The following is a 24,361-nucleotide window of genomic DNA, read 5'->3' as shown; positions in this document are numbered from 1 at the left end:
CGCCCCGGCGGACCGCCGCGGACCGGGGAACGCGAGAGAACGCGAGGAATCCGGAAGGACCGCCACCCATGACCCGCACACTCGTCGTCGTCGGCCACGGCATGGTGGGCCACCACCTCGTCCAGCACCTGCGGGCCCGTGACCCGGCCGGCACCTGGCGCGTCACCGTCCTGGCCGAGGAACCCCGCCCCGCCTACGACCGGACCCGGCTCTCCTCCTGGCTGGCCGGCCAGGGCGACCACGGTACCGGCGGCGCCGCCGGGCCCGCGCCGGCCGGACCGGACCCGGCGGCGGACCCGCGGGTGGAACTGCGGCTGGCCACCCCGGTCACCACCGTCGACCGGCACCACCGCGCGGTGCGCACCGCGCACGGCGACCTCGTCGGCTACGACGCGCTGGTGCTCGCCACCGGCTCGCGCCCCCTCGTACCGCCGGTCCCCGGCCGCGAACTGCCCGGCTGCTTCGTCTACCGCACCGTCGAGGACCTCGAGGCCGTCCGCGCCGCGGCCGTCCCCGGCCGTCCCGGTGTCGTCGTCGGCGGCGGCCTGCTGGGCCTGGAGGCCGCCGGGGCGCTGCGGCGGCTGGGCATGCGCCCGCACGTCGTGGAGCTGGCGCCGCACCTGATGCCGGCGCAGCTCGACGGGGCCGCCGGGCGGCTGCTGGCCGGGTACGTCACCGAACTGGGCCTGACGGTGCGCTGCGGTACGGCCCTCCGGTCCGTCGAGGCGGGTCCCGGCGGCCGGGTGCGCGCGGTGGTCCTCGGCGACGGCACCGAACTGGAGGCCGATCTGGTGGTGTTCTCCACCGGGATCCGGCCACGTGACGAACTGGCCGCGCCGGCGGGCCTGGAGACGGGCCCGCGCGGCGGCTTCCTGGTGGACCGGCGCTGCCGCACCGCCGATCCGCACGTCTGGGCGATCGGCGAGTGCGCGGCCGTGGAGGGCCGCTGCTACGGGCTGGTGTCGCCCGGCTACCGGATGGCGGAAGCCGTCGCCGACCAGTTGCTGGGCCTGCGCGACGCGTCCTTCCCCGGCGCGGACCTGTCCACCCGCCTGAAGCTGCTCGGCGTGGACGTCGCCAGTTTCGGCGACGCCCACGCCTCGGCACAGGGGGCGATGGAACTGGTCTACGCCGACCGGGCCGCCCGGACGTACGCCAAGCTGGTGCTCGCCCCCGACGCGGGCACCCTGCTGGGCGGGATACTGGCCGGGGACGCCGGTGCCTATCCCGTGCTGCGCTCGCTGGTCGGGCGGGAGCTGCCCGCCTCCCCGGAGCGGCTGCTGTCCTCGGCGCGGTGCAGCCGCCGCAGCAGTTCCCCGGCCCACTCGGGGCGGTAGTCGTCCAGCCGCGGGAAGCCGTCGCCCTTCAGCGGGTCGCCGTGCCAGGCGTACACCGCCCCGGGGTTGTGCGCGCGGTAGCCGCCGGGGGCGAACAGGTGCGGGCTGCCCTGGATCTCCGGTCCCCGCGCGGTGCGCCACTGCTCGTACACCTCGGCCCGCCCGGCGCCCCGGGCCAGTGCCTCGGCCAGCCTCCCGGCGTCCACGTGCGGGCACTGCCCGGCGACGTCCAGGATCACCGCGTGCATGCTGACGCACCGGCTGTCGGTGTAGTACGCCCGGCGCAGCGCGGCGTCCAGCTCGTCGCTGCCGCGCAGGCCGCCGATCTCCGGGTCCTTGGCGGCCTGGACGGCCTCCATGGCGGGCAGCAGGGTCACCGGGTAGGTCCACTCCGGCGCCGACCAGCGCCGCCAGCCCAGTTCGGGCAGCCGGCCGGCGATCACCGCCACCTCGGCGTCGACGATGTACTTCGGGTTGGGCACGCCGTTGAACAGCTCCAGCGGGAAGGCCCGGTGGTCCACCAGCACCGGCAGCGCCAGGCGCTCGGCGGCGCGGTGCAGCGTGTGCAGGGCGAGCGTCGCCCAGGGGCAGCTGATGTCCGACCAGACGGTCACCACCGGCGTGCCGTCGTCCCGCGCGGTCCCCAGGACGGTCATGGTGTGCGGTCTTCCTCTCTGCTCCTCCGGGCGGACCCCGGCGGGCCCGCCCGGTGACGGACACGGTCGTCGTGCCACGGCACCGTACGTCACCCGATGCGGCCCCGCCGTCCCGACCTGACACAGTGCCGCCGCGACCTGACACAGATGCCGCGCTGTGTTGGAGGCCGCCGCGGCACCGGTTGCACGATCGTTGCGGTCCCCCGACCGTCACGGCGCCCGCCGCCGACGCGTCCACCGTCGCACCGTCCCCGTCGCAACACGCTGAAGCGAGGATCGGCGAATGTCCCGACGAGAGCAACACCCACCGCGTGCCTCCTCCTCCGCGGCGGCGGGGCGGGGCGGCACGGTGGTCACCGAGACCACCGCCGGCCGGATCGCCGGAGTGCGCACCGGCCGGGTCACCGTCTTCCGGGGGGTGCCCTACGCCGCGCCCCCGGTGGGGCGGCTGCGCTTCGCCTCGCCGCGCCCTCCCGAACCGTGGGGCGGAGTGCGCGAGACCACCGCGTTCGCCCCGCCGTCCCTGCAGGGCGACTACCTGCCCGGCAGCGCCGAGGACAGTCTGTACGCCAACGTCTGGACCCCCGGTGTCCGGGGCCGCCGCCCGGTCCTGGTCTACGTCCACGGCGGCGGCTGGCTGCTGGGGGCGGGAAGCGAGCCGGACTACGACGGCGCCCGCACCGCGGAACGCGGCGACCTGGTCGTGGTCACCTTCAACTACCGCCTGGGCGCCTTCGGCTGGGGACTGCACGAGGACCTCGCGGACCCCGCCACCGGCTCCTTCGCCAACTGGGGCCTGCAGGACCAGGCGGCGCTGCTGCGCTGGGTGCGGGACAACGCCGAGGCGTTCGGGGGCGACCCCGGCAACATCACGCTCGCCGGCACCTCCGCGGGCGGTTCCAGCGCCTGGCAGCTGAGCCTGCTGCCCGAACTGCGCGGCATCGTGCGGCGGATCGTCGCCGTCAGCACCAAGCACGTGTGGGCGCCGGCGAGTTCGACCACGCCCGAGGAGTCCCGCGCCGTCTTCGAACGGCTGGCACGGCGGTTCGGCACGACGGTGCCGGGTCTGCGCCGGGTACCGGCCGCCGCGCTCCGCGACGCCTGGGACGGGACGTTCTCCGGTGATCCTGCCGGGCGCGCGGTGGAGGGCTGGCGCGAGTACCGGGGCCCGGTGGTGGACGGGCGGTGGATGCGCGGGTACGACCACGCGCTGCCCACCCCCGCCGTGCCGGTGATGTGCGTCTTCGCCCGCACCGAGGGGTCGTTCTTCACCACCGGTCCGGGCTACCCCTTCGACGGCCCGCTCCCGGCCGACGAGGCAGGGCTGCGCGCCGCGGTGCGCGCCGTGCTGGACAAGTGCGCCGCCAAGGTCGGCGACGAGCAGGTCGGCGAGTGCCTCGCCCACTACCGGGAGGCCCTGCCGGCCGCGGGCCGGGCCGCCGACCCGGTGTCGCTGTGGACCGAGGTGTGGGGCGACGCGCTGTTCCGGTACCAGATCGTCCGGCTGGCCGAGCGGCACGCGCGGGAGGGGAGGTCGCCGCAGTACGTCATGGAGTTCGCCCACCCGGTGCGCCCGCCGTACGCCGGCACGCCGCACGAGGCCACCTCGAAGTTCCTCTTCGGCACCCACCGGCTGCCGGTCCACGCCCCGGTGTACGGGGACGGGCCGCTGGAGCGGCGGATCTCCGACACCCTGATCGACCTGGTGGCCTCCTTCGCCCGGAACGGCAGACCCACCAGCCGGCACGCCCCCGCGTGGCCGGTCTTCGATCCCACGGAACCCACCGCGATGATCCTCGGCGGCGCCCCGGTGGCACGGACCGGCCGGCTCTCCGCCCTGCCCCAGCTGCGGTACTGGGACACCGCCGGCCTGGTGCCCCGGACCTGAGCGCCCGGGCCCGCGGCGGACACCGCCACAAGCCGCCGGGGACCGCCGGGGACCGCCCCCCTCTTCCCGTCGCTCGCCCTCACCCCCTCTCATCGGAAAGGAGCCCACCTCCCATGTGCGGACTCGCAGGCTGGGTCGGCTACGACCGCGACCTGACACGGCACACCGACACGGTGTCGGCCATGGCGCGGACCCTGGAGTGCCGGGGGCCGGACGACCACGGCACCTGGGTGTCGCCCCACGCCGCCCTCGGGCACCGCCGGCTGTCGGTCATCGACCTGGCGGGTGGCCGGCAGCCGATGCACGTCACCGGCGCGGACGACGGCCTGCCGGTGATCGTCTACACCGGCGAGGTCTACAACTACCGCGAGCTGCGCCGGGAACTGACCGGACTCGGACACACCTTCCGCACCACCAGCGACACCGAGGTCGTCCTGCACGCCTACCTGGAGTGGGGGCAGGAGTTCACCGAACGCCTCAACGGCATGTACGCGCTGGCCGTCTGGGACCCGCGCGTCGAGGAGCTGCTGCTGGTGCGCGACCGCATGGGCGTCAAGCCGCTGTTCTACTACCCCACCCGGGACGGGGTGCTGTTCGGCTCCGAGGCCAAGGCGATCCTGGCCCACCCCGAGGCCCGGGCGGCGGTCGACCGCGAGGGGCTGGCGGAGATCTTCGCCATCATCAACACCCCCGGCCACGCGGTCTTCAAGGGCATGCACGAGGTGGTGCCCGGCACCGTCGTCCGCTTCACCCGCGGCGGCCGCACCACCCGGACGTACTGGGAGCTGCGGGCCCGCCCGCACACCGACGACCTCGACACCACCGTCGCCCGGGTCCGCGAGCTGCTGGAGGACATCGTCGAGCGCCAGCTCGTCGCCGACGTGAAGGTCGGCACCCTGCTCTCCGGCGGCCTGGACTCCAGCGCCATCACCGCGCTCGCGGCGAAGGCGCTCCGGGACCAGGGCGCCGAGGAGCGCATCAAGGCGTTCTCCGTCGACTTCCGCGACAACGAGCGGGACTTCAAGGACAACGGCATCTGGCTGGACCCCGACACCCCGTACGCCGTGGAGGTCGCCCGGCACTGCGGGGCCGAGCACATCGTCGTCGAGCTGGAGAACTCCGACGTCCTGGACGAGGACGTGCGCCGGCGCGTGCTGCTCGCCCAGGACCTGCCGGTCTCCACCGGCGACATGGAGCACTCGCTCTACCACCTGTGCAGGGCGCTCAAGGAGCGGGTGACGGTCGCTCTGTCCGGTGAGACCTCCGACGAGCTGTTCGGCGGCTACAACTGGTTCTTCGACCGGGAGGCGGTGGAGGGCGACACCTTCCCCTGGTACGACGCCTGGCGCCGGCTCGGCGGCCTGGCCGCCGTCCGGGAGATCGGCCTGTGGGACCGGCTGGGAATGGAGGAGTACGTCAAGCAGCGGTACGCCGAGGCCCTGGCGGAGGTGCCGCGGCTGGCGGGCGAGACCGGGATCGAGGCGCGGATGCGCGAGCTGTCCTACCTCAACATCAGCCGCTGGGAGAAGTTCCTGCTGGACCGCAAGGACCGCATCAGCATGGCCACCGGCCTGGAGGTCCGGGTGCCGTTCACCGACCACCGGCTGGTGGAGTACGTCTTCAACGTCCCCTGGGAGATGAAGAACTTTGACGGCCGGGAGAAGAGCCTGCTGCGCGCGGCCACCGCCCATGTGCTGCCCGAGTCGGTGCTCAGGCGCAAGAAGAGCCCCTACCCCTCCACCCAGGACCAGGGGTACGTACGGGCGCTGCGCGACAAGGTGGCCGCCCTGCTGCGCACGGACTCGCCGGTACTGGAGCTGGTCCCGGCCGCCGGCCTGCGCGCACTGCTGGACAAGCCGCTCGAGTCCTACGCCGGGCTGGGCGGTCTGTGGGGGACCCGGGCCGTCATGGAGCGCCTGGTGGAGTACGACGCCTGGGTCAGGGAGTACGGCGTGCGGGTCGAGGACTGACGGGCCGGGCCCCGCCCGGTCCCCGGCCCGGCCGACGCCGAGAAGGGACACGATGCGATGGTCAACTCCGAACCCGCCGCCGTGGTCGACGACTCGCCGGAGTGGGGCAGCGCGCGGCTCGACCTGGACGCCTACCTCGCCCGGGTCGGCTACGACGGACCGCGCGACAACTCCGGGGAGACGCTGCGCCGGCTCCACCGGGCGCACATGGGCACGGTGTGCTTCGAGAACGTCGACATGGTGCTCGGCAGAACGGTCTCGGTCGATCTGGCGAGCATCGAGCGGAAGGTGGTGCGCGCGGGTCGCGGTGGCTACTGCTACGAGTCCAACCTGCTGTTCGCGGCGGCGCTGGACCGCCTCGGCTTCCCCGTCACCCGGCTGCTGGCGCGCATCCGCGAGGGCGACCGCAAACGCCGGTTCCGTTCCCACACCTGTCTGCTGGTGCGGGCCGACGACACGGTGTGGCTCGCGGACCCCGGCTACGGCTACGCGGGTCTGATCGAGCCCATCCCCTGGCGGGAGGGCGCCGTGCGCACCGTCGACGGCTGGACCTGGCGGCTGGTGGTGGACGAGGGCCACTGGGTGCTGCAGTCCCGGCGGCCCGGGGACTGGTTCGACCTGTACGCCTTCCGCCCGGAACCCCAGTTCGCGGTCGACTACCAGGCCGCGCACTACATCAGCTCGACCAGACCGGGCTCGCCCTTCGTCGGCCGGCTGGTGGTGCAGCGCGGTCTGGCCAAGGCCCGGTACCTGCTGCGGGACAACGTGCTGGTGACGGAGTACCCCGACGGGCGGGAGGAGCGCGAGAGCCTGTCCGCGCGGTCCGTGGTGGACGTCCTGCGGGGCGTCTTCGACCTCCCCCTGGACGAGGAGGACGAACGGCTCCTGCTGCGCTTCCTCGCCCGCTTCTGACCCACCGTCCGCGACCCGGGCACAGACCGGGCACCACAAGGGCGCGCTCCCCGGCCCGGGGGGGCGCGCCCCGCGCCGTTTTCCGGGGGCCCGTCCCGGGGAGCCCGGCATGAATCCTGGACATTATTCATCCGGAATCCGCTCGCGCAAGCTCCGGCCGCTCCCCGGGGGCCGCGACTTGACGGAGTCCCCGCCAGGTGACGAAGTGCCGCCACCGGCGTTGGCAGGCTCCGCGGCCCGGCCCAGGATCGAGATGACGGCCGAGGACCGCGGCCGGGACCGCCCGGCACCACCGCCGGCGCCGGCGCCGTCCGTACCGCCCGCCCGCCGTCCCGCCGCGACCGGACGGACGGCCCGGCGGCCGAACGCACGAGGAGTCCCCGGGGCGGCGCCCCGACGGGCCGGTCCGCCGTTCCGGCCCCTTCACCCCTGGAGGCACAGTGGAGACCCTTCTGCCCGATGTCCGGCGAAAACCGGCCCTGCAGCAGCCGGAGTGGGAGGACACGGCACTGCTGAGGCGGGTCCGGAAGGAACTCGCCACCCGGCCGCCGCTGGTGCGGCCCCGGGACCTGCGCAGGCTCCGCGCCCTGCTGGCCCGGGTCGCCGCGGGAGAGGCCCAGGTCGTCCAGGCGGGCGACTGCGCCGAGGACCCGGCCGAGAGCACCCCCGGGTACGTCGCCCGCAAGGCCGCCGTACTGGACCTCCTGGCCGGCACCCTGAAGATGATCACCCACAAGCCGGTGGTGCGGGTGGGCCGTATCGCGGGCCAGTTCGGCAAGCCGCGCTCCAAGCCCGTCGAGCGGGTCGGCGACCTCGAACTGCCCGCGTTCCGCGGCCACATGGTCAACAGCCCGGAGCCCGAGCCGGAGGGCCGGCGCCCCGACCCCCGGCGCCTGCTCACCGGGTACGAGGCGGCCGCCGCCGTCATGCGCCATCTCGGGTGGCACGGCCCCGGGCGGCGGGCGGCCGTCGAACCGCCCGTGTGGACCAGCCACGAGGCCCTGCTGCTCGACTACGAACTGCCCATGGTCCGCCCCGGCGAGGACGGCCGCCCGGTGCTGGCCTCGACGCATCTGCCCTGGATCGGCGAGCGGACCCGGCAGCCCGACGGCGCCCATGTCGCCCTGCTCGCCCGGGTCGGCAACCCGGTGGCCTGCAAGGTCGGCCCCGCCATGACCGTTCCCGAGCTGCTCGGCCTGTGCGAACGGCTCGACCCCCGGCGGGAGCCCGGCAGGCTGACCCTCGTCGTCCGGATGGGCGCCGAGGTGGTCGCCGACCGGCTGCCCCCGCTGGTCGATGCCGTACGGACCGCCGGGCATCCGGTCGTGTGGCTCTGCGACCCCCTGCACGCCAACACCGTCACCACCCCCGACGGCCTCAAGACGCGCTATCTGGAGACGGTCGAGCGGGAGGTGCGCGACTTCCAGGCCGCCGTCCGCTCACGGGGCGGCGTCGCCGGGGGGCTCCATCTGGAGACCACCCCGGACAACGTCACCGAGTGCGTGTCCAACGCCTCCTACGCCGACCGGGTCGGCACCAAGTACACGACCTTCTGCGATCCGCGGCTCAACCCCTCGCAGGCCGTCTCCGTCGCCTCCGCGTGGCGCGGCTGACCGGCGCACGGCACGCGTGCGGCACGCGTGCGGCACACCCAGCACACCCGGCCGGCACATCCGGCCGGCACCGTTCCAGCACTCTGGGAGGAACTCCACATGGACAGTCGGGTGGCCCTCGTCACGGGGGCGGCCGGAGGCATCGGGGCGGCCGTCGTCCGCGCCCTGGGCGAACGGGGCGCGGTGGTGGCCGCCGTCGACCGGGACGGGCCGCGGCTCACGGAGCTGACGGAGAAGCTGGCCGCGGACGGGCTGCGGGTGCGGGCGTTCCCCGCCGACGTCACCGACGGCGGCCGGGTGGCGGCGGCGGTCGACGAGGTCGAACGGGTCCTCGGCCCGGTGGAGTACCTGGTCAACGCCGCGGGGGTGCTGCGCCTGGGCGAGGCGCACACCCTGACCGACGCGGACTGGGCGGCCACCTTCGCGGTCAACGTCAACGGCGTCTTCCACGTCTGCCGGGCCGTGGTCGACCGCATGATCCCCCGCTCGCGCGGCGCGATCGTCACCGTCACCTCGAACGCCGCGGCGGTCCCGCGCACCGGGATGGCCGCGTACGGCGCCTCGAAGGCGGCGGCCGCCATGTTCACGAAGGCCCTCGCCCTGGAGGTCGCCCGGTACGGCATCCGGTGCAACCTGGTGGCCCCCGGTTCCACCGACACCCCCATGCTCCGGTCGATGTGGCACGACGAGTCCGGCCCGCGGGCGACCGTCGAGGGCCGGCCGGACGCCTACCGGGTCGGCATCCCGCTGAAGCGGATCGCCCGGCCTTCGGACATCGCGGAGGCCGTGGTGTTCCTGCTGTCCGACCGCGCCGGACACATCACCATGCACGACCTCACGGTGGACGGCGGGGCCTCCCTGGGCGCGTGACCGCCCCCGTGACTCCCCGCCCCACGGCACGGGACGCCCCCCACGGCACGGGCGCGCACCGGCCCCGCACGGGGCGGGCGGAAACCATCCGCTTCAGGGGAGCGATCCCCCGCCGGCCGCGGCCGGTGATTCCCCCACCAGGAGACTGTATGGCAGGCATAGGGGCCATCGAGCCCTATCCGATGCCGGCAGCGGGCGACCTGCCGGACAACACCGCCGGGTGGAGCGTCGACCCCGCCCGGGCGGTGCTCCTCGTCCACGACATGCAGCGCTACTTCGTGCGGTTCCTGCCCGAGGGGCTCCGCGACGAACTGCTGCGCAACACCGTCGCGCTGCGCGAGCACTGCGCCGCCCGCGGCGTCCCCGTCGCCTACACGGCGCAGCCCGGCGGCATGACCGCCGAACAGCGCGGTCTGCTCAGGGACTTCTGGGGGCCGGGCATGCGCGGCGAGCCCGGCCAGCGGCGGATCGTCGAGCCGCTGGCCCCCGCCCCCGGGGACTGGGTGCTCACCAAGTGGCGCTACAGCGCCTTCTTCCGCACCGACCTGGCGGAGCGGATGCGCGCGCACGGCCGCGACCAGCTCGTGGTGTGCGGGGTCTACGCGCACATCGGCGTGCTGGCCACCGCCGTCGACGCCTTCACCCGCGACATCGAGACCTTCCTGGTGGCCGACGCGGTGGCCGACTTCTCCGCGGCGGACCACCGGATGGCGCTCGACTACGCCGCGCGCCGCTGCGCCGTGGTGCTCGGCACCAAGGAGGTCCTGGGATGACCGGCGAGATGCTGGACCGGATCCTGGCGGCGGACCCGCCCGCCTTCGCCCTGCTCCACCGCCCCGAGACGACCGGGGTCGGCGTCCTGGACGTGCTGGTCGGCGAGGTGTCCACGCCGCGGACCCTGGCGGAGATCCCGCTGCCCGGCTGCCCCGGCGGGCCCGACTCCTCCGGCGCCCCCGGCGGACCGCGCCACGACGTACTGGCGCTGGTCCCCTACCGGCAGATCGCCGAGCGCGGCTTCGCCGCCCCCGACGACGGGACGCCGCTGGTCGCGATGGCGGTCACCGGGCAGGAGCAGCGGTCGGTGGCCGAGGTGCTAGCCCGGATCCCGGACGACCCGATCGAGCTGTCCGGCGGCCGCTTCGACGTCACCGACGAGGAGTACGCCGAGACCGTCCGCCGGATCGTCGCCGACGAGATCGGCACCGGCGAGGGCGCCAACTTCGTGTTCCGGCGCTCCTTCACCGCCGACATCACCGGCTACACGCCGCGCGCCGCCCTCACCTTCTTCCGGCGCCTGCTGGAGCACGAGTCCGGCGCGTACTGGACGTTCGTCGTCCACACCGGCGAGCGGACCCTCGTCGGCGCCACCCCCGAGCGGCACGTCAGCCTGCACGGGGGCCGGGCGGTGATGAACCCCATCAGCGGCACCTACCGCTATCCGCCGGGCGGGCCCACCCTGCCGGAGGTGATGGAGTTCCTCGCCGACCGCAAGGAGGCCGACGAGCTGTACATGGTGGTCGACGAGGAACTGAAGATGATGGCCCGGATCTGCGAGTCCGGCGGCCGGGTGGTCGGTCCGTTCCTCAAGGAGATGGCCCGTCTCGCCCACACCGAGTACTTCATCGAGGGGCACAGCACCCGCGATCCGCGGGAGATCCTGCGCGAGACGATGTTCGCGCCCACCGTCACCGGGTCCCCGCTGGAGAACGCCTGCCGGGTCATCGAGCGGTACGAGCCCGCGGGGCGCGGCTACTACAGCGGTGTCCTCGCCCTCGCCGGCCGCGACGGACAGGGCGGTCACGCCCTGGACTCCGCCATCCTCATCCGCACCGCGGACATCGACCGCGGCGGCCGGCTGCGGATCGGTGCGGGCGCCACCCTGGTGCGCCACTCCGATCCCGGCGCGGAGGCCGAGGAGACCCGGGCCAAGGCGTCCGGCCTGCTCTCGGCGCTGGAGACCCGCGGCACCGAACGGTTCTCCGCCCATCCCGGCGTCCGCGCCGCCCTGGAGCGGCGCAACCACGGCATCGCCGACTTCTGGCTGGCCGGGACCGGGGCGCGCGAGCGGCACGATCCCGCGCTCGCGGGCCGCCGGGTGCTGGTGGTGGACGCCGAGGACACCTTCACCGCGATGATCGCGCACCAGTTGCGCGCCACGGGACTGGAGGTGACGGTGCGCCGGTTCGACGAGGAGTACTCCTTCGACGGGTACGACCTGACCGTCATGGGCCCGGGGCCGGGCGATCCCCGCGCGGAGGACCACCCCAAGATCGACCGGCTGCGGTCGGCGGTGCGGAGCCTGCTGGCGCGGCAGCGCCCCTTCCTGGCGGTCTGCCTCAGCCACCAGGTCCTCTGCCGGCTGCTCGGCCTGCCGCTGGTCCGGCGCGAGGTGCCCAACCAGGGCGTGCAGCGGGAGATCGACCTGTTCGGCTCCCGCGAGCGGGTGGGGTTCTACAACACCTTCGCCGCCCGCTGCGGCGAGGACAAGATCGACTGCCCGGGAGTGGGCGTGGTGGAGGTGAGCCGGGACGCGGCCACGAACGAGGTGCACGCGCTGCGGGGCCCGCACTTCGCCTCCACGCAGTTCCACGCCGAGTCGGTGCTCACCCGGGACGGTGTGCGCATCGTCCGGGGACTGCTGGCCGGGCTGCCGGGTGTCTGACCGCCCGGCCGGCCGGGCCCGGGCCGCACCGCCGGCCCCGGGCCCGGCCGGCCGCCGGTACGTAGCATCTGTGCCATGCGGATGAGCGAAGGCGTGGAGTGGGCCCTCCACAGCATCCTCAACCTGGCCTGGGCCGGGCCGGAGCACGCGGTGTCCGCCGCCCGGCTGGCCGCCTACTACGACCTTCCGCCGGCGTACCTGAACAAGCAGCTCCAGGCACTGGTCCGGGCGGGCCTGGTCTCCTCCGGCAGCGGGCCGCGGGGCGGCTTCCGGCTCGCCCGGCGGCTGGAGGACATCACCCTGATGGACGTGGTGGCGGCCGTGGAGGGTCCCGAGGAGGCGTTCCGGTGCGCGGGAATCCGGCTGCGGGCACCGCGGGGCCGCCCCCACGAGGACGGCCCCGTGCCCGAGCCCGCCGAGGACTGCCAGATCCACCAGGCCATGCGGGAGGCCGAGCTGGTGTGGCGGCGGGAGCTGGCCGGGCGGACCCTGGCGGACGTCAGGGACCGGGTGGAGCGGGTCTCCCCCGGTGTGCCGCGGCGCGCCCGCCGCTGGTTCGCGGCGGCCCGGACCACGTCCTGAGTTCCCGGTCCGGGCCGGGACACCGGGGCCCCGTTCCCCGGCACCGGCACCGGCACCGGGGACCTCAGTCCAGCTCCAGCCGGACCAACTCCCGGCGGGACCCGACACCGAGCTTCGGGTAGGCCTTGTAGAGGTGGTGCTCGACGGTCCGGGGGCTGAGGAAGAGCTGCGCGGCGATCTCCCGGCTGCTGCTCCCCCGCGCCGCGAGCCGCACCACTTGCAGCTCCTGGGGGGTCAGCCGGTCGATCAGGTTCGCCGCGGCCGTCCGGGCCGCCGTGCCCGGCTCGCCGGTGGCCCGCAGTTCGGTCCGGGTCCGCTCCGCCCAGGGGGCGGCGCGCAGCCGTTCGAACGTCTCCAGGGCCGACCGCAGCGGTGCGCGGGCGTCGGTGCGCCGCCGGGAGCGGCGCAGCCACTCGCCGTAGAGCAGCTGGGTGCGGGCCCGTTCGAACGGTCTGCCGTCGCGCGCGTGCAGCCGCAGCGCCTCGGCGTAGTGCTCCTCCGCGTCTCCGGCCGCCTCCCCCGCCGCCCCGCCGACCGCCTCCTCGGTCAGGGCCCGGCAGCGCAGGGCGACCGCCCGCGCCCAGGGGCGGCGGCCGGCCGCCGCCCAGGTCTCGAACCGGCGCAGCGGCTCCTCCGCGCGGTCCCGGCTGCCCAGCCGTGCCGCCGCCTCGACCTGGTCCGCGGCCGAGGCGACGAGCAGTGCCGGATACTCCCCGGACCCGGCGCCGGACTCCCCGGACGTCTCCAGCCGCCGCAGCGCGGCCTCGTGGTCCCCGGTGCCCAGCTCCAGCAGGGCCAGGACGCCGTCGGCCGCCGCCCGGTCGGCCTCCGGCGCCTCCCGGGCCAGCCGGCGGCACCGCTCCGCGTCGCCCTCGACGGCCGCAACCCGGGCCGGTACGTCCCCGAACCAGTCGGTGCGCCGGTGCGGGCCGGTGTCGCGGGCGATCTCGGCCGCCTCGGCGGCCGACGCCTCGGCGTCGCGGTGCAGTCCGGCCAGCACCTGGGTCCGCGCCAGGATGTGCAGCACCTGCGGCAGCGCGCCGATCAGCCCGTGCTTGCGGCGGCGTTCCACCTCGGCGGCGGCCAGGGCCAGCACCGCGGTGTCGTCACCCAGGATCACGGCGCTGTGCAGGACGCGCATGCGCTCCGCCTCGTCGTCGGCCTCCCGGTCGGCCACCCGGTGCCGTTCCAGGAACTCGGCCACCAGCGGCAGCCCGCCGGTGTGGTCGCCGTCGGCCAGCCGGGCCATGCCCCGCACCAGGAGGTCGGGACGGCCGACGGCCGCCAGGTGCCGGGCGGCGCTGCGCACCGCGGACCGGTCGCCGCAGGACCAGGCGTAGGTGGCACCGGTGCGCAGCAGGGCGGCGGCCCGTTCCGGGTCCGCCCCGGCCGCGCGCTCGATCAGCAGCCGGGCGGCCCGGCGCTGGTCGCCGGTCTCGAACACGACGGCCGCGCGGATCGGGGCGAGGTCGGCCAGTGCCGCCGGCTCGTCGGCGCACGCCTCCGCCTGCTCGGCCAGTTCCCCGGCCGGCCCCGCCTGCCCGGCCGCGAGGGCGAGACCGGCCGCCTCGCCCAGCCATCCGGCCCGGGACGCGCGGTCGGTGGTGAGCCGGGCGGCGTGCCGGTACAGGCCGGCCGCGGCGGCGTAGGCGCTGCGGTGGCGGGCCCGCTCGGCGGCGGCGGCGAGTTCGGCGGCGATCCCCGGGTCGGGTGCCGTGGTGGCGGCGGCCAGGTGCCGGGCGCGGCAGTCGGGGTCCGTCGCCGCCTCGGCCAGGGCCCGGTGCACGGCGATCCGCCGGGCCAGTACGGCTCCCTGGTAGGCGGCGGACGCGATCAGGGGGTGGCGGAAGGCGACGCTGCTCTCCGTCACGAGCACCAGCCGTTCCCGTTCGGCCTCCTCCAGGTCCTCCAGCCCCACGTTCATCGACTGCGCGGCCTTCAGCAGCATGGGCAGGTCGCCCCGGCCCTCGGCCGCCGCGATCAGCATCATCAGCCGGGTCCGCTCGGGCAGCCGGCCGATCTGGGCGCGGAAGGAGGTCAGCACCCGGTCGGCGACCGGCAGGGGCATCGCGCGGTCGGGGTGCTGCCGCTGCGCGGCGGCGAACTCGATCAGCGCGAGCGGGTTCCCGGCGGACTCGGCGATCACCTGCTCGCGCAGTGCCGGGGCGAGCCCCCGGTCGGCCAGCAGCCGGGCCGCGTCCCGGGGGTCCAGCCGGGACGGCCGCAGTTCGGTGAGGCCCTGGGCGGTGAACCCCTCCTCCCGGGTCGCGAACACCATCGCCACCCGCTCCGCGGAGAGCCGCCGGGCGGCGAACAGCAGCGCCTCGGCGGTGGCCCGGTCGAGCCACTGGGCGTCGTCGACCAGGCACAGCAGCGGCTCCTCGTCGGCCAGTTCGGCGAGGAGGGTGAGGACCGCCAGACCGGTGAGGAAGCGGTCCTGGCCGGACAGCCGGCCGGCGCCGAGCACCGCTCTGAGGGTGTCGGCCTGCGCGCCGGGCAGCGCCGCCAGCCGGTCCTGGACCGGCCACAGCAGCTGGACCAGGCCGCCGAAGGCCAGGTCCGCCTCCGGCTCGACGCCCCGTACCCGCAGCAGGCGCAGGCCCCGCCGGGGCGCGGTCCGGGCCAGCCAGTCCAGCAGCGCCGTCTTGCCGATGCCCGCCTCGCCGCGCAGCACCAGCGCGGCGCTGCGGCCGGAGTCCACGGCGGCGAGCAGCCCCTCGAGCTCGGCCTGCTCGGTGGACCTGCCGTACAACACGAATCCGACCTCCGCTCGCCCTCGGTGATCCGGCGGACCGCCTCCGTAGGTGCCCTGCCAAATCTACGTAAGGAACATCAGAAAACCTACTGATTCGGTGGGCCTGACCTGCTCCTACCTTCGTTCCCAGGTTGTTCGGTACCCACGGAGGAGACCATGGACGAACTCTTCGAGCCGCTGCGGCTGGGCGGCCTGACCCTCCCCAACCGGCTCGTGATGGCCCCGATGACGCGCAGCCGGGCGTCCAAGGGAGTGATCAACGACCTCGCGCCCGAGTACTACTCCCAGCGGGCCGGCGCGGGCCTGATCATCACCGAGGGCACCCAGCCCAGCGTGATCGGACAGGGCTACATCGACACCCCGGGCCTGCACTCGCCGGAGCACGTCCAGGCCTGGCGGAAGGTCACCGACGCCGTCCACGGCGGGGGCGGCCGGATCTTCGTGCAGCTGATGCACTCCGGCCGGGTCGGCCACCCCAGCCTCTACCCGGACGGCGCGCTGCCGGTGGCGCCCTCACCGATCGCCTCGGGCGAGCGGATGTACACCCCGCAGGGGATGCTGGACCACCCCGTGCCCCGGGAGATGACGCTCGACGACATCGCGGCCACGGTCGAGGACTTCGTCTCCGCCGCCCGTCTCGCGGTCGAGGCCGGCTTCGACGGTGTGGAGCTGCACGGCGCCAACGGCTACCTCATCCAGCAGTTCCTCGCCGACGGCTCCAACACGCGCACCGACGGCTACGGAGGGTCGGTGGAGAACCGGATCCGCTTCGCCGTCGAGGTCGCCCGGGCGGTCGGCGACGCGATCGGCCCGGAGCGGGTCGGCATCCGCCTGTCGCCGGGCAACACCGCCAACGGCATCCGGGAGAGCGACCCCGCCGGGCTGTACGGGGCCCTGATCCGGGCGCTGGCGCCGTACCACCTGGCCTATGTGCACCTCATGGAGTTCGGCCACCGCGAGGTCACCGAGCTGATCCGCCGGGAGTGGCCGGGGACGCTGATCCTCAACCCGCACGCGACCGGCACGGAGGAGCGGGTGACCCCGGAGGCGGCCGCCGAGGTGCTGCGCGGCGGACTGGCGGACGCGGTCGCCCTCGCCTCGCTCTGGCTCGCCAACCCCGACCTGCCCGCCCGCATCAGGGCCGGCGGTCCGTACAACGAGCCCGACCCGTCGACCTTCTACGGCGGCGACCACCGCGGTTACACCGACTACCCCACGCTCGGCGGCTGATCCCGGCGGTCGCGCCCCGGCACAGCCTCCATTCCACGTAGGAGGAACGATGAGCGAATCACTGGCCGAGCCCGGCGTCGTCCCCTCCGCCGGACGCGGCCGGGCGGCGGCACCCGGTCCCGCCCGGACCGGAGCCTTCTGGCTGGCCCTGCTGGCCGGACCGCTGTCCTTCGGCATCGCGGGCCCGGCCCTCGTCCTGGACGACGTGGCCGCGGCTCTCGGTGTCCGGACCGGGGCGGCGACCTGGGCCGTGACGGCGTTCGGCTGGGGCATCGCGGTCGGCACACCGCTGCTGGCCGGGCTGCTGGGGCGCCGCGGGCTGCGGGCCGCCCTGACCGTCTGCGGCCTGCTGGTGGCGGCCGGCGCGGTTCTGGCCGCGGCCGTGCCGGTGCTTCCCGCCGTGGTGCTGGGCACCGCCCTGCAGGGCCTGGGCACCGCCGGGCTGACGGCGACCGCCATGAGCCTGGCGGTGACACCACTGCGGATGGGCTGTGTCACCGCCTCGCTCGCTGTGGTCGGTTCGACGGCCCCGCTGGTCGGATCGCTGGTGAACGACGTGTTCTCCTGGCGGGCCACCCTCGCGCTGCCGGTGCTGAGCCTGCTGGCGCTGCCCGCCGTGCTGCGGGGTGCGCCGCCGGACACGGTGGCGCGGGGCCGGTTCGACGCGACCGGTGCCGTCCTGATGACGGCCCTGGTCACCGCGCTGGTCTTCGTCCCGCACCAGCCGCCGGCCGCGGGGGTCTGCGCCGTCGCCGCCGCCGTGCTGCTCGGGCTGCACCTGCGCGCGCGGCCGGACGGCTTCGTCCCGGCGGTGCTGGTCCGCACGCCCGCGTTCCTGTTCTCCGCGGGAACGGCGTTCGCCCTGGCGGTCGTCAACTTCGGCCTGATGTACGCGATACCGGAGCGGCTGTCGGAGCACACGGACTGGACGAGCAGCCAGATCGGGGTGGCCATGGTGTGGCCGCTGCTGCTCGGCGGCACGCTCTCCTGGTTCGTCGTGGCGGCCTCGGCCCGGGTGGGCCGCGTCCCGGTGGCGGGCGTCCTGGCGGCCATGGGCGTCGCGGGTGCCGTGACGGCGTGGCTCGCCGCCGCGCCGCCGGTGCTGCTGGTCGCCCAGGGCCTGGCGTCGATCGCCGCGGCCTCCGGGCAGGGTGTGCTGGCGGTCCACGCCACCTCCGCGGTGCCCGACGGCCACCGGCCGGCGGCGATCGGGCTGTTCAACCTCTGCTATCTGCTGGGGGCGGCGTTCGGTCCGGCCGTCGTGGGGCTGCTGGCACTGTGACCGCCGCCGGTCCGCGGGGCGGACCGCCGGCCCGGGCCGGCGGTCCGCCCCGCGGTCCGTTCCGGAAGGACCCGGGAAGGGCCCGGGAAGGGCCCGAGAGGACCTGAGAGGACCTGAGAGGAGTCGCATGCGCCCATGGCTTCCGAGCGGGCGGCACCGTACGAGGAGCACCGGTTGGAGGAGCTGGTCGCGGAAGGGGTCTCCCCCTGGGTCGAGGGGGTCACCCGCGACCGGATCGCCTCCGGGTATCTGGCACGTCTCGTCCGGCGGACCGGGGTCCGCGGTGCCACCACCGAGCTCGCCGCCCTGCTGCGGGCCCTGACCCGTACGGCCGCCTACCGCGAGCAGCTGGTCCGGGACGGCGCGCGGGGCGCGTCCGCCGAGGCGGTCCTGCGGGAGATCCTCGTCCAGGACGCCCGGTCGGCCTGTGACTGCCTCCTGGGGGTGTTCGAGGAGACCGGCGGCGCGGACGGGCTGGTGTCGGTGGACCTGGATCCCCGCCACGCCCACGACGCGTCGGCGACGGTGGCGGACGCCGTGGCCGTGGCCGGTGCGGTGGACCGGCCCAACGCGCTGGTCAAGATCCCCGCCACGCCCCAGGGCCTGCGGGCCGCCGCCGACTGCCTCGGCCGGGGCATCGGGGTGCAGATCACCGAGATCTTCTCGGTGCGCCGCTACGAGGCGGCCGTCGCGGCGTACTTCGAGGGGCTGGAGCGCGCCCTGGCGGCCGGCCGGCGGCTGTCCGCGATCGCCTCGGTGGCCGCCTTCCCCGTGGCGCGGCTGGACGCCGAGGTCGACGCACGGCTGGCGGCGTCGGCCACCCCGGAGGCGGAACGGCTGCGCGGGACGGCGGCGACCGCGACCGCCCGGCTGGCGTACGAGGTCTACGAGGAGTGGCTGGGCCGGAGCCGCTGGCGTCCGCTGCGGGCGGCCGGGGCCCGACCGCAGCGCCTGATGTGGATGGACACCCTTGCCGGGTCGCCGCCCCGGGCCCGGTACGTCGACCGGCTGGTGGCCTGGGGCACCGTCAACGCGATGCCCCCTCCGGTACTCGAGGCCGCCGTCCGTTCCCGCGCGCTCCGGGGCGACACGCTCTCCGGGCAGGCGGAGGCGGCCCGTACCGTCTGGGAGCGGCTGGAGCGGGCCGGCGTACCGGCCGGGACGGTCGCCGCGGAGCTGTCGGCCGACGGCTTGCGGCGGCTGGCGGACCGGTGGCGGCGACTGCTCGCGGTGGTGGCCGACGAGCTCGCTGCGGCGTAGCGCCCGGGCCGGCCCCGGCGGGGACCGGCCCGGAGCCCGGCACCGGAAAGCATTTCTGCGATCCACTCGCATATGAGACGGACACCGGAATCACGCATTCCACACACCGCGCGATACGCCGCTTATGGCCTCGAAGCGTAAAGTCACGGAGCCCGTCCCACCGGGAATCCCCGGCGAGTGAACGTTACGGCTCCCTCTTCCGGGAATAGCTGCCGCGGCCACCCTTTTCCCTCCGCCCCCCTTCCGCCGCCACCTCGGCAAATCCGCCGTCAAGCGATGTTCCCCTGTTCCCGCAATGACGCGGCCGACGGTGCTCTCCTCACACCTTCGAAGGTCTCCGGCGGTGGTCCCGCCACCTCCCGCGCTTCCCCGGACCAGCGCCTTACCGTCCTTGATCATGGCCGGTTGACTAGTTCGTCATGTGGTGCGTAACTTCCAATTCATGGCCGAACAGCCAAAGACTCGAATACGGGGGAAGGGCTATCGTGGCTCAGCAGCAGCCCGCAACAGGTCCCAATGCCTTTGCCGTACTGGAGCTGTTGGCCAGCGAGGCACCGGCTGACCGTTTCGAATCCCTGGTCTCCCAGGCCCGGGGGGCGGGGGTTTCCGAGGCGGATGTCACGCAGTTGGAGAACGCCCGCCGACTGGCACTGCGCGTCCAGTCGCAACTCGACAGGAGACAGCAGCGCGAGGCGGATCTGTCCGCCCTGGTCGACACCGCGCGCGAGCTCGCCGCCCCGTACGACCTCGACACCGTACTGCGGATCGCCATCCGGCGCGCACGGTTACTGCTGGGCACCGACCTGGCCTGCGCCGGCCTGCCCGAGGGCGATCGGGAGACCCTCCGCATACGGGCCTGCGACGGCAACGTCTCGGCGCTCCCCCTGGAACTGCGGCTGCCGCGGGGGCCGGGGGCCGACCGCGACGCCCTGACCGGTCCGGCCCCCGCCTGGACCCCCGACTACCTCGCCGACACCAGGTTCCGGGACGGCGACGCCTTCGGCGAGATGGTCCGGGCCGAGGGACTGCGGGCCGTCCTGGCGGTGCCGCTGAGCCATGGCCGCGCTCCGTTCGGCACCCTGTACGTGGCCGACCGGGACGTCCGGCACTTCACCACGGACGAGATCTCCCTGCTGACCTCCCTCGGCGACCTGGTGGGCGCGGCCGTCGAGCGGGCCCTGCTGCTGGAGCGGACCGCCGCCGAGGTGGCCGCGCTGGAACGGTACGCCGCGCGGACCGAGGCGGGCCTGCGCGAGCTGCGCGAGATCGGCGAAGTCCAGGACCAGCTGCTCGACCGGGTGCTCCGCGGCGGCAGCCTCCCGGCCCTGGCCGAGGAGGCGTCCCGGAGCCTCGCCGGACCGCTGCGGGTCCACGCCGCGGACGGCACCTTCCTGGCCGGCGCCGGAGACCTGCCCGAGCCCGACGGGACGGCCCTGACCGCCGCGACGCTGGATGCCTGCGCCGCCCGGGAGCCCGTGGAACTCGACGACGGTCTCCAGGTGGCCCCCGTCTTCGCGGGCGACGAGTACCTGGGCAGAGTGCTGTTCCGGCCCGCCACCCCGGTCACCGGCCACGCCCGGCGGCTGCTCGGCCTGGTCACCCAGACGGTGGCGGTCCTGCTGACCCTGCACAACGGCAGGTCCGCGACCCTGGCGGACCAGGGCCGCGACGAACTGCTCGGCGATCTGCTGGCCGCCGCCGGCCGCCCCGTGCCGCATCTGGAGAAGCGGGCCCGGCGGCTCGGGCTCGACCTCCACAGGCCGCATGTGGTGGCCGTCGTCCACCCCGAGAACGGCGTCCGGGACAAGGAGCCCGTGTGGGCCGTCTCCTACGCCCACCGCAGGAGCGGGCTCGGGAACACGCACGAGGGCCACCTCGTGCTCCTGCTCCCGGGCGAGGACGCCGGCGCGGTCGCCCGGGAGGTGTTCGACGAGCTCTCCCCACTGCTGCGGAAGGCGGTGACGGTGGGCGCGGCGGGCCCGGTGTCGTCCCCGGAGTCGGTTCACCGGGCCTTCCTGGAGGCACGGCGCTGCCTCGCCGCCATGGCCGCGCTCGGCATCACCGGGCAGTCGGCCTCGGCCCGCGAACTGGGTTTCCTGGGACTTCTGCTGTCCGAGAAGCACGACGTGGAGGGCTTCATCGAGTCCGCCGTCGGACCGGTGCTCGACTACGACCGGCAGCGTCTGACCGAGCTCGCCCGCACTCTGGAGGTGTACTTCGAGGCCGGGAGCAGCCCGACGCACGCCGCCAAGCGGCTCCATGTGCACCCCAACACCGTCGCCCGCCGTCTGGAGCGCATCGGCGAACTCCTGGGCGCCGACTGGCAGCAGGCCGACCGGTCCCTGGAGATCCAGGTGGCCCTCCGGCTGTCCCGGCTGCGGCATGTGCTGCGGGTCCCCGGCCCCCCGCCGGCGGTACGGGAGTGACGCGGCGGCGGGGGGCCGGGTGCGCGGGTCAGCATGCCTCCCGGTACTCGGGGACACCGCCCAGCGCGGCGACGGCGTGGGCGGCCGACGCCAGGGTGATGTGCCGGTGCCATCCGCCGAAGGAACGGCCCGTGTAGTCCCGCAGACCCACCCGTTCGGCGATCCCGGAGAAGTCCCGGTCCACCCGGCGGACGGTCTTCGTCAGACGCAGCAGTTCGGCGGGGGAGGCGGACACCAGGTCGGTGAGCCACAGTTCCCCGGGCCAGGACCGGCCCACCCCGCCCACCGCCAGCAGCAGCAGTTCACCCCGCGCCGCGGGACGACCCGCGCGCACCGGACACGGGGAGGTGCCGACCCGCACCGCCGCGGCGAAGCCGTGGCGGGCTCCCCCCGGCAGTCCGGGGTCGCGCCAGATCACCGGACGCCGCATGTCCCTGGCCTCCCGCATGATCTGGTGGCACGGCAGTCGCCGGCCGCGCACGCGCAGCGCGGGATCGGCCGCCCACAGCCGGACACCGCCACCCACCCGGACCAGGAACGGCGCACGGGCCGCGCGGAGCAGGCCGACCAGGACCGGCGTGTCCACCTCCTGGATGTCCGCCACGACGGGCCGCACCGGCAGACCCCAGCCTCCGGCCGTTTCCAGGTAGGCGCGGGCCGCGCAGTCGGTCGGCGTCTCCGGGGAGATGTCCGCGGGGATGGCGGCCCTGCCGCGCCGCTCGCCGTCGCCCAGCCAGGCCGGGGAGAGGTGCAGCCGCCAGTTGACGGGCACGCTCGCCCGGTCGGAGACGGCCCACACGCCGAAGGCCTGCTGCGCGTTGACGATCTGGCCCAGTGAGGGGACGTAGCGCCGCTCCACCCCGACCGAGTTCTCCCCGGCCTTCGGAATCGTCATGGAGTGCATCACCCATGCCGTCGGCGGTGCGGTGTCCGTCACATGGCGGGCCAGCGCGCGGCGGACCGGGGCCCAGTCCCAGGTGGAGCCGGAGACGAAGTGGTGCAGGCTCTGTTCAGCCGCCCGGCCACCGGTCACCGCCGCTATGTTGCGGATGGTCTTGCGCCCCCGGGCGTTCAGCAGTCCCTGGAGGTACTCCATTCCTCTGCGCCGCTGGTCACTGCGGGGAAGGGAGACGAACAGCGCGGAACCGAGTTCCGCGAGAACGTTTTCGTGAGCCGCCGCCAGGCGGCTGACCTGCGCGTTCCGTGCTTCGTTGCGCGTCGCGTGCAGGACGGCGCCACTCATCCTCTCTCCTTGGGGTAGTCGGCTTCCGGCACTGGGACAAGCGTGCGGAAACCGCCCCGGACCGGCCAGGTGCGCCGGGCACACGGTCCGCGGGCGGAACGGGTGGCGTACGCACCTCCCCCGTGCCCCCGTACCCCCGTGCCACCCGGAGGCGCCGTGCACGGCGCAACGGGACGGCGGGGGCCGGTGCCGGGACCACCTCGGAGCGCGCCCGCGCGTACGGCGGGTCGCCGGATCCTCCTGCCGCCGCCCCCAGGGCACCCCTTCCGAGCAGCCTTTCCGGGGGGTGCCGCGGCATGGCCGGTTCGCCACCGTCCCCTCCGGGCGGCTCCGGACCGGACCGCCGGCCGCTCCCCCGGGAACCTCCGCCCCCATTGACAGGAAACCTAACTGACGGTTACCTGCTGGTCTGACCGAAGCACCTCCCCCACAACGCTCGGCCAAGGAGCAGTCAGCGATGCCCGCTTCTCCCCGATTCCGTGTCAGGTCCCTGCCGACCGCCATGGCGGCGCTCACCTCGACCGCCCTTCTCGGCGCCCTGCTCGCCCTCGCCCCCACCGCCGGGGCCGGCGCCGCCACCACCACCGCCCCGCCCGGTGCCGGCGAGGCCACCGCGCCGCCCGGCTCCCCCGTCGCGGCCAACGGCCCGCTGGAGGTCTGCGGCGTCCGGCTCTGCAACAGCCACGGCACGGCCGTCCAGTTGCGCGGCATGAGTACCCACGGCACCCAGTGGTACGCCCAGTGCGTGACCGACGGATCCCTGGACGCCCTGGCGACCGACTGGCGCGCGGATGTGCTCAGGGTCTCCACCTACGTCCAGGAGGACGGTTACGAGACCGACCCCCGGCGCTTCACCGACCTCGTCCACCGGATCGTGGAGCAGGCCAGTGACCGCGGAATGTACGTGATCGTCGACTGGCACATGCTCAGCCCCGGCGACCCGCACCACAACCTGGAGCGTGCCCGGACCTTCTTCGCCGAGATCGCCGAGCGCCACGGGGACCGCCCCAACGTCCTCTACGAGATCGCCAACGAACCCAACGGGGTGAGCTGGAGCCGGATACGGGACTACGCCGAGCAGGTCGTCCCGGTCATCCGCGACCGGGACCCGGACGGTGTCGTCCTGGTCGGCACCCGGGCCTGGTCCTCGCTCGGTGTCTCCGAGGGCGCGGACGAACAGGAGATCGTCGACGCTCCGGTGCGCGCCGACAACATCATGTACACCTTCCACTTCTACGCCGCCTCGCACCGGGAGGAGTACCTGGCGACCCTCTCCCGGGCGGCCGACCGGCTGCCGGTGTTCGTCACCGAGTTCGGCACCCAGGACTACAGCGGCGAAGGGGCCAACGACTTCGCCATGGCACAGCGCTACCTGGACCTGATGGAGCAGAAGAAGATCAGCTGGGTCAACTGGAACTTCTCCGACGACCACCGCTCCGGGGCGGTCTTCCGGCCGGGCACCTGCGCCGCGGACTCCGGCTGGGCCGGGACGTCGGCACTGAAGGAGGCCGGCGTGTGGATCCGGGACCACATCCGCACGCCCGACGACTTCTGACCGCGGACACGCGGTACGCACACCGTGCGGGCCCGGGGACCCGGGCCCGCACGGACGCGGACGCAGCCGCAGACACGGACACGGACACGGACGGAAAGATGAGACGGGAGGTGAGGGAGA

At 74.7% G+C, this 24,361-nt stretch carries 17 protein-coding genes; 14 read left to right on the top strand and 3 right to left on the bottom strand.

The genetic code is table 11. The features are described 5' to 3' along the window. Positions 1-68 precede the first annotated feature (68 nt). Entirely contained in the window at positions 69-1,337 is a 1,269-nt protein-coding gene (locus tag CUT44_RS22995; RefSeq protein WP_100203841.1) for an NAD(P)/FAD-dependent oxidoreductase, read from the top strand. Here CUT44_RS22995 and CUT44_RS22990 read toward each other — a convergent pair. After that, positions 1,223-1,993 (bottom strand): DsbA family oxidoreductase, encoded by a 771-nt coding sequence (locus tag CUT44_RS22990; RefSeq protein ID WP_146252289.1) that lies wholly within the window; start codon positions 1,991-1,993, stop codon positions 1,223-1,225. The two genes, CUT44_RS22995 and CUT44_RS22990, sit on opposite strands and share 115 nt — an antisense overlap. A gap of 283 nt (positions 1,994-2,276) precedes the next feature. Here CUT44_RS22990 and CUT44_RS22985 point away from each other — a divergent pair, with 283 nt between their 5' ends. From CUT44_RS22985 to CUT44_RS22950, 8 genes are all read left to right on the top strand, one after another. Continuing rightward, a complete protein-coding gene (locus tag CUT44_RS22985; protein ID WP_100203840.1) occupies positions 2,277-3,881 on the top strand; it encodes a carboxylesterase/lipase family protein in 1,605 nt (534 codons plus the stop codon). 113 nt (positions 3,882-3,994) lie between these two features. Then, complete coding sequence (gene asnB, locus CUT44_RS22980; protein ID WP_100203839.1) at positions 3,995-5,851, top strand: asparagine synthase (glutamine-hydrolyzing); 1,857 nt, start codon at positions 3,995-3,997, stop codon at positions 5,849-5,851. 57 nt (positions 5,852-5,908) lie between these two features. Beyond that, positions 5,909-6,763 (top strand): arylamine N-acetyltransferase family protein, encoded by an 855-nt coding sequence (locus tag CUT44_RS22975; protein WP_100203838.1) that lies wholly within the window; start codon positions 5,909-5,911, stop codon positions 6,761-6,763. Between the two features lie 440 nt (positions 6,764-7,203). Beyond that, entirely contained in the window at positions 7,204-8,376 is a 1,173-nt protein-coding gene (locus CUT44_RS22970; RefSeq protein ID WP_100203837.1) for a 3-deoxy-7-phosphoheptulonate synthase, read from the top strand. Between the two features lie 99 nt (positions 8,377-8,475). Continuing rightward, positions 8,476-9,246, top strand: a complete 771-nt coding sequence (locus CUT44_RS22965; protein ID WP_100203836.1) for a 2,3-dihydro-2,3-dihydroxybenzoate dehydrogenase — start codon at positions 8,476-8,478, stop codon at positions 9,244-9,246. A gap of 149 nt (positions 9,247-9,395) precedes the next feature. Then, positions 9,396-10,019 (top strand): isochorismatase family protein, encoded by a 624-nt coding sequence (locus CUT44_RS22960; RefSeq protein WP_100203835.1) that lies wholly within the window; start codon positions 9,396-9,398, stop codon positions 10,017-10,019. Next, positions 10,016-11,908: an anthranilate synthase family protein gene (locus CUT44_RS22955; RefSeq protein WP_100203834.1), complete on the top strand. Its 1,893-nt coding sequence runs from the start codon at positions 10,016-10,018 to the stop codon at positions 11,906-11,908. Before CUT44_RS22960 ends, CUT44_RS22955 begins: the two co-directional genes overlap by 4 nt. Before the next feature lie 81 nt (positions 11,909-11,989). Next, positions 11,990-12,490: an RrF2 family transcriptional regulator gene (locus tag CUT44_RS22950; RefSeq protein ID WP_100203873.1), complete on the top strand. Its 501-nt coding sequence runs from the start codon at positions 11,990-11,992 to the stop codon at positions 12,488-12,490. A gap of 64 nt (positions 12,491-12,554) precedes the next feature. Here CUT44_RS22950 and CUT44_RS22945 read toward each other — a convergent pair whose 3' ends face one another. After that, positions 12,555-15,245, bottom strand: coding sequence for an ATP-binding protein (locus tag CUT44_RS22945; protein ID WP_100203833.1), 2,691 nt, complete (start codon positions 15,243-15,245; stop codon positions 12,555-12,557). A gap of 156 nt (positions 15,246-15,401) precedes the next feature. Between CUT44_RS22945 and CUT44_RS22940 the strand changes: the two genes are divergently transcribed. The 4 genes from CUT44_RS22940 to CUT44_RS22925 all read left to right on the top strand — a co-directional run bounded on the left by CUT44_RS22940 (position 15,402) and on the right by CUT44_RS22925 (position 21,443). Then, positions 15,402-16,475 (top strand): alkene reductase, encoded by a 1,074-nt coding sequence (locus CUT44_RS22940; protein ID WP_100203832.1) that lies wholly within the window; start codon positions 15,402-15,404, stop codon positions 16,473-16,475. 49 nt (positions 16,476-16,524) lie between these two features. Further along, positions 16,525-17,757 (top strand): MFS transporter, encoded by a 1,233-nt coding sequence (locus CUT44_RS22935; RefSeq protein ID WP_100203831.1) that lies wholly within the window; start codon positions 16,525-16,527, stop codon positions 17,755-17,757. Positions 17,758-17,892: 135 nt separating this feature from the next. After that, on the top strand, positions 17,893-19,017 hold the full coding sequence (locus CUT44_RS22930) for a transaldolase family protein (protein WP_100203830.1): 1,125 nt from the start codon (positions 17,893-17,895) through the stop codon (positions 19,015-19,017). Between the two features lie 485 nt (positions 19,018-19,502). Next, entirely contained in the window at positions 19,503-21,443 is a 1,941-nt protein-coding gene (locus CUT44_RS22925; protein WP_233221588.1) for a helix-turn-helix domain-containing protein, read from the top strand. 28 nt (positions 21,444-21,471) lie between these two features. Here CUT44_RS22925 and CUT44_RS22920 read toward each other — a convergent pair whose 3' ends face one another. Continuing rightward, positions 21,472-22,686 carry an IS701 family transposase gene (locus CUT44_RS22920; protein WP_233221587.1) on the bottom strand — a complete coding sequence of 405 codons (1,215 nt, stop codon included), beginning with the start codon at positions 22,684-22,686 and terminating at the stop codon, positions 21,472-21,474. Between the two features lie 457 nt (positions 22,687-23,143). Between CUT44_RS22920 and CUT44_RS22915 the strand changes: the two genes are divergently transcribed. Then, the gene (locus CUT44_RS22915) at positions 23,144-24,241 is read left to right on the top strand and encodes a glycoside hydrolase family 5 protein (protein WP_199185804.1); all 1,098 of its coding nucleotides are present in this window, start codon (positions 23,144-23,146) and stop codon (positions 24,239-24,241) included. Positions 24,242-24,361: the final 120 nt, after the last annotated feature.

Origin of the sequence: Streptomyces carminius (genome assembly GCF_002794255.1) — a bacterium.
GTDB lineage: Bacteria > Actinomycetota > Actinomycetes > Streptomycetales > Streptomycetaceae > Streptomyces > Streptomyces carminius.
This window is presented reverse-complemented; position numbering and strand designations above follow the sequence as displayed.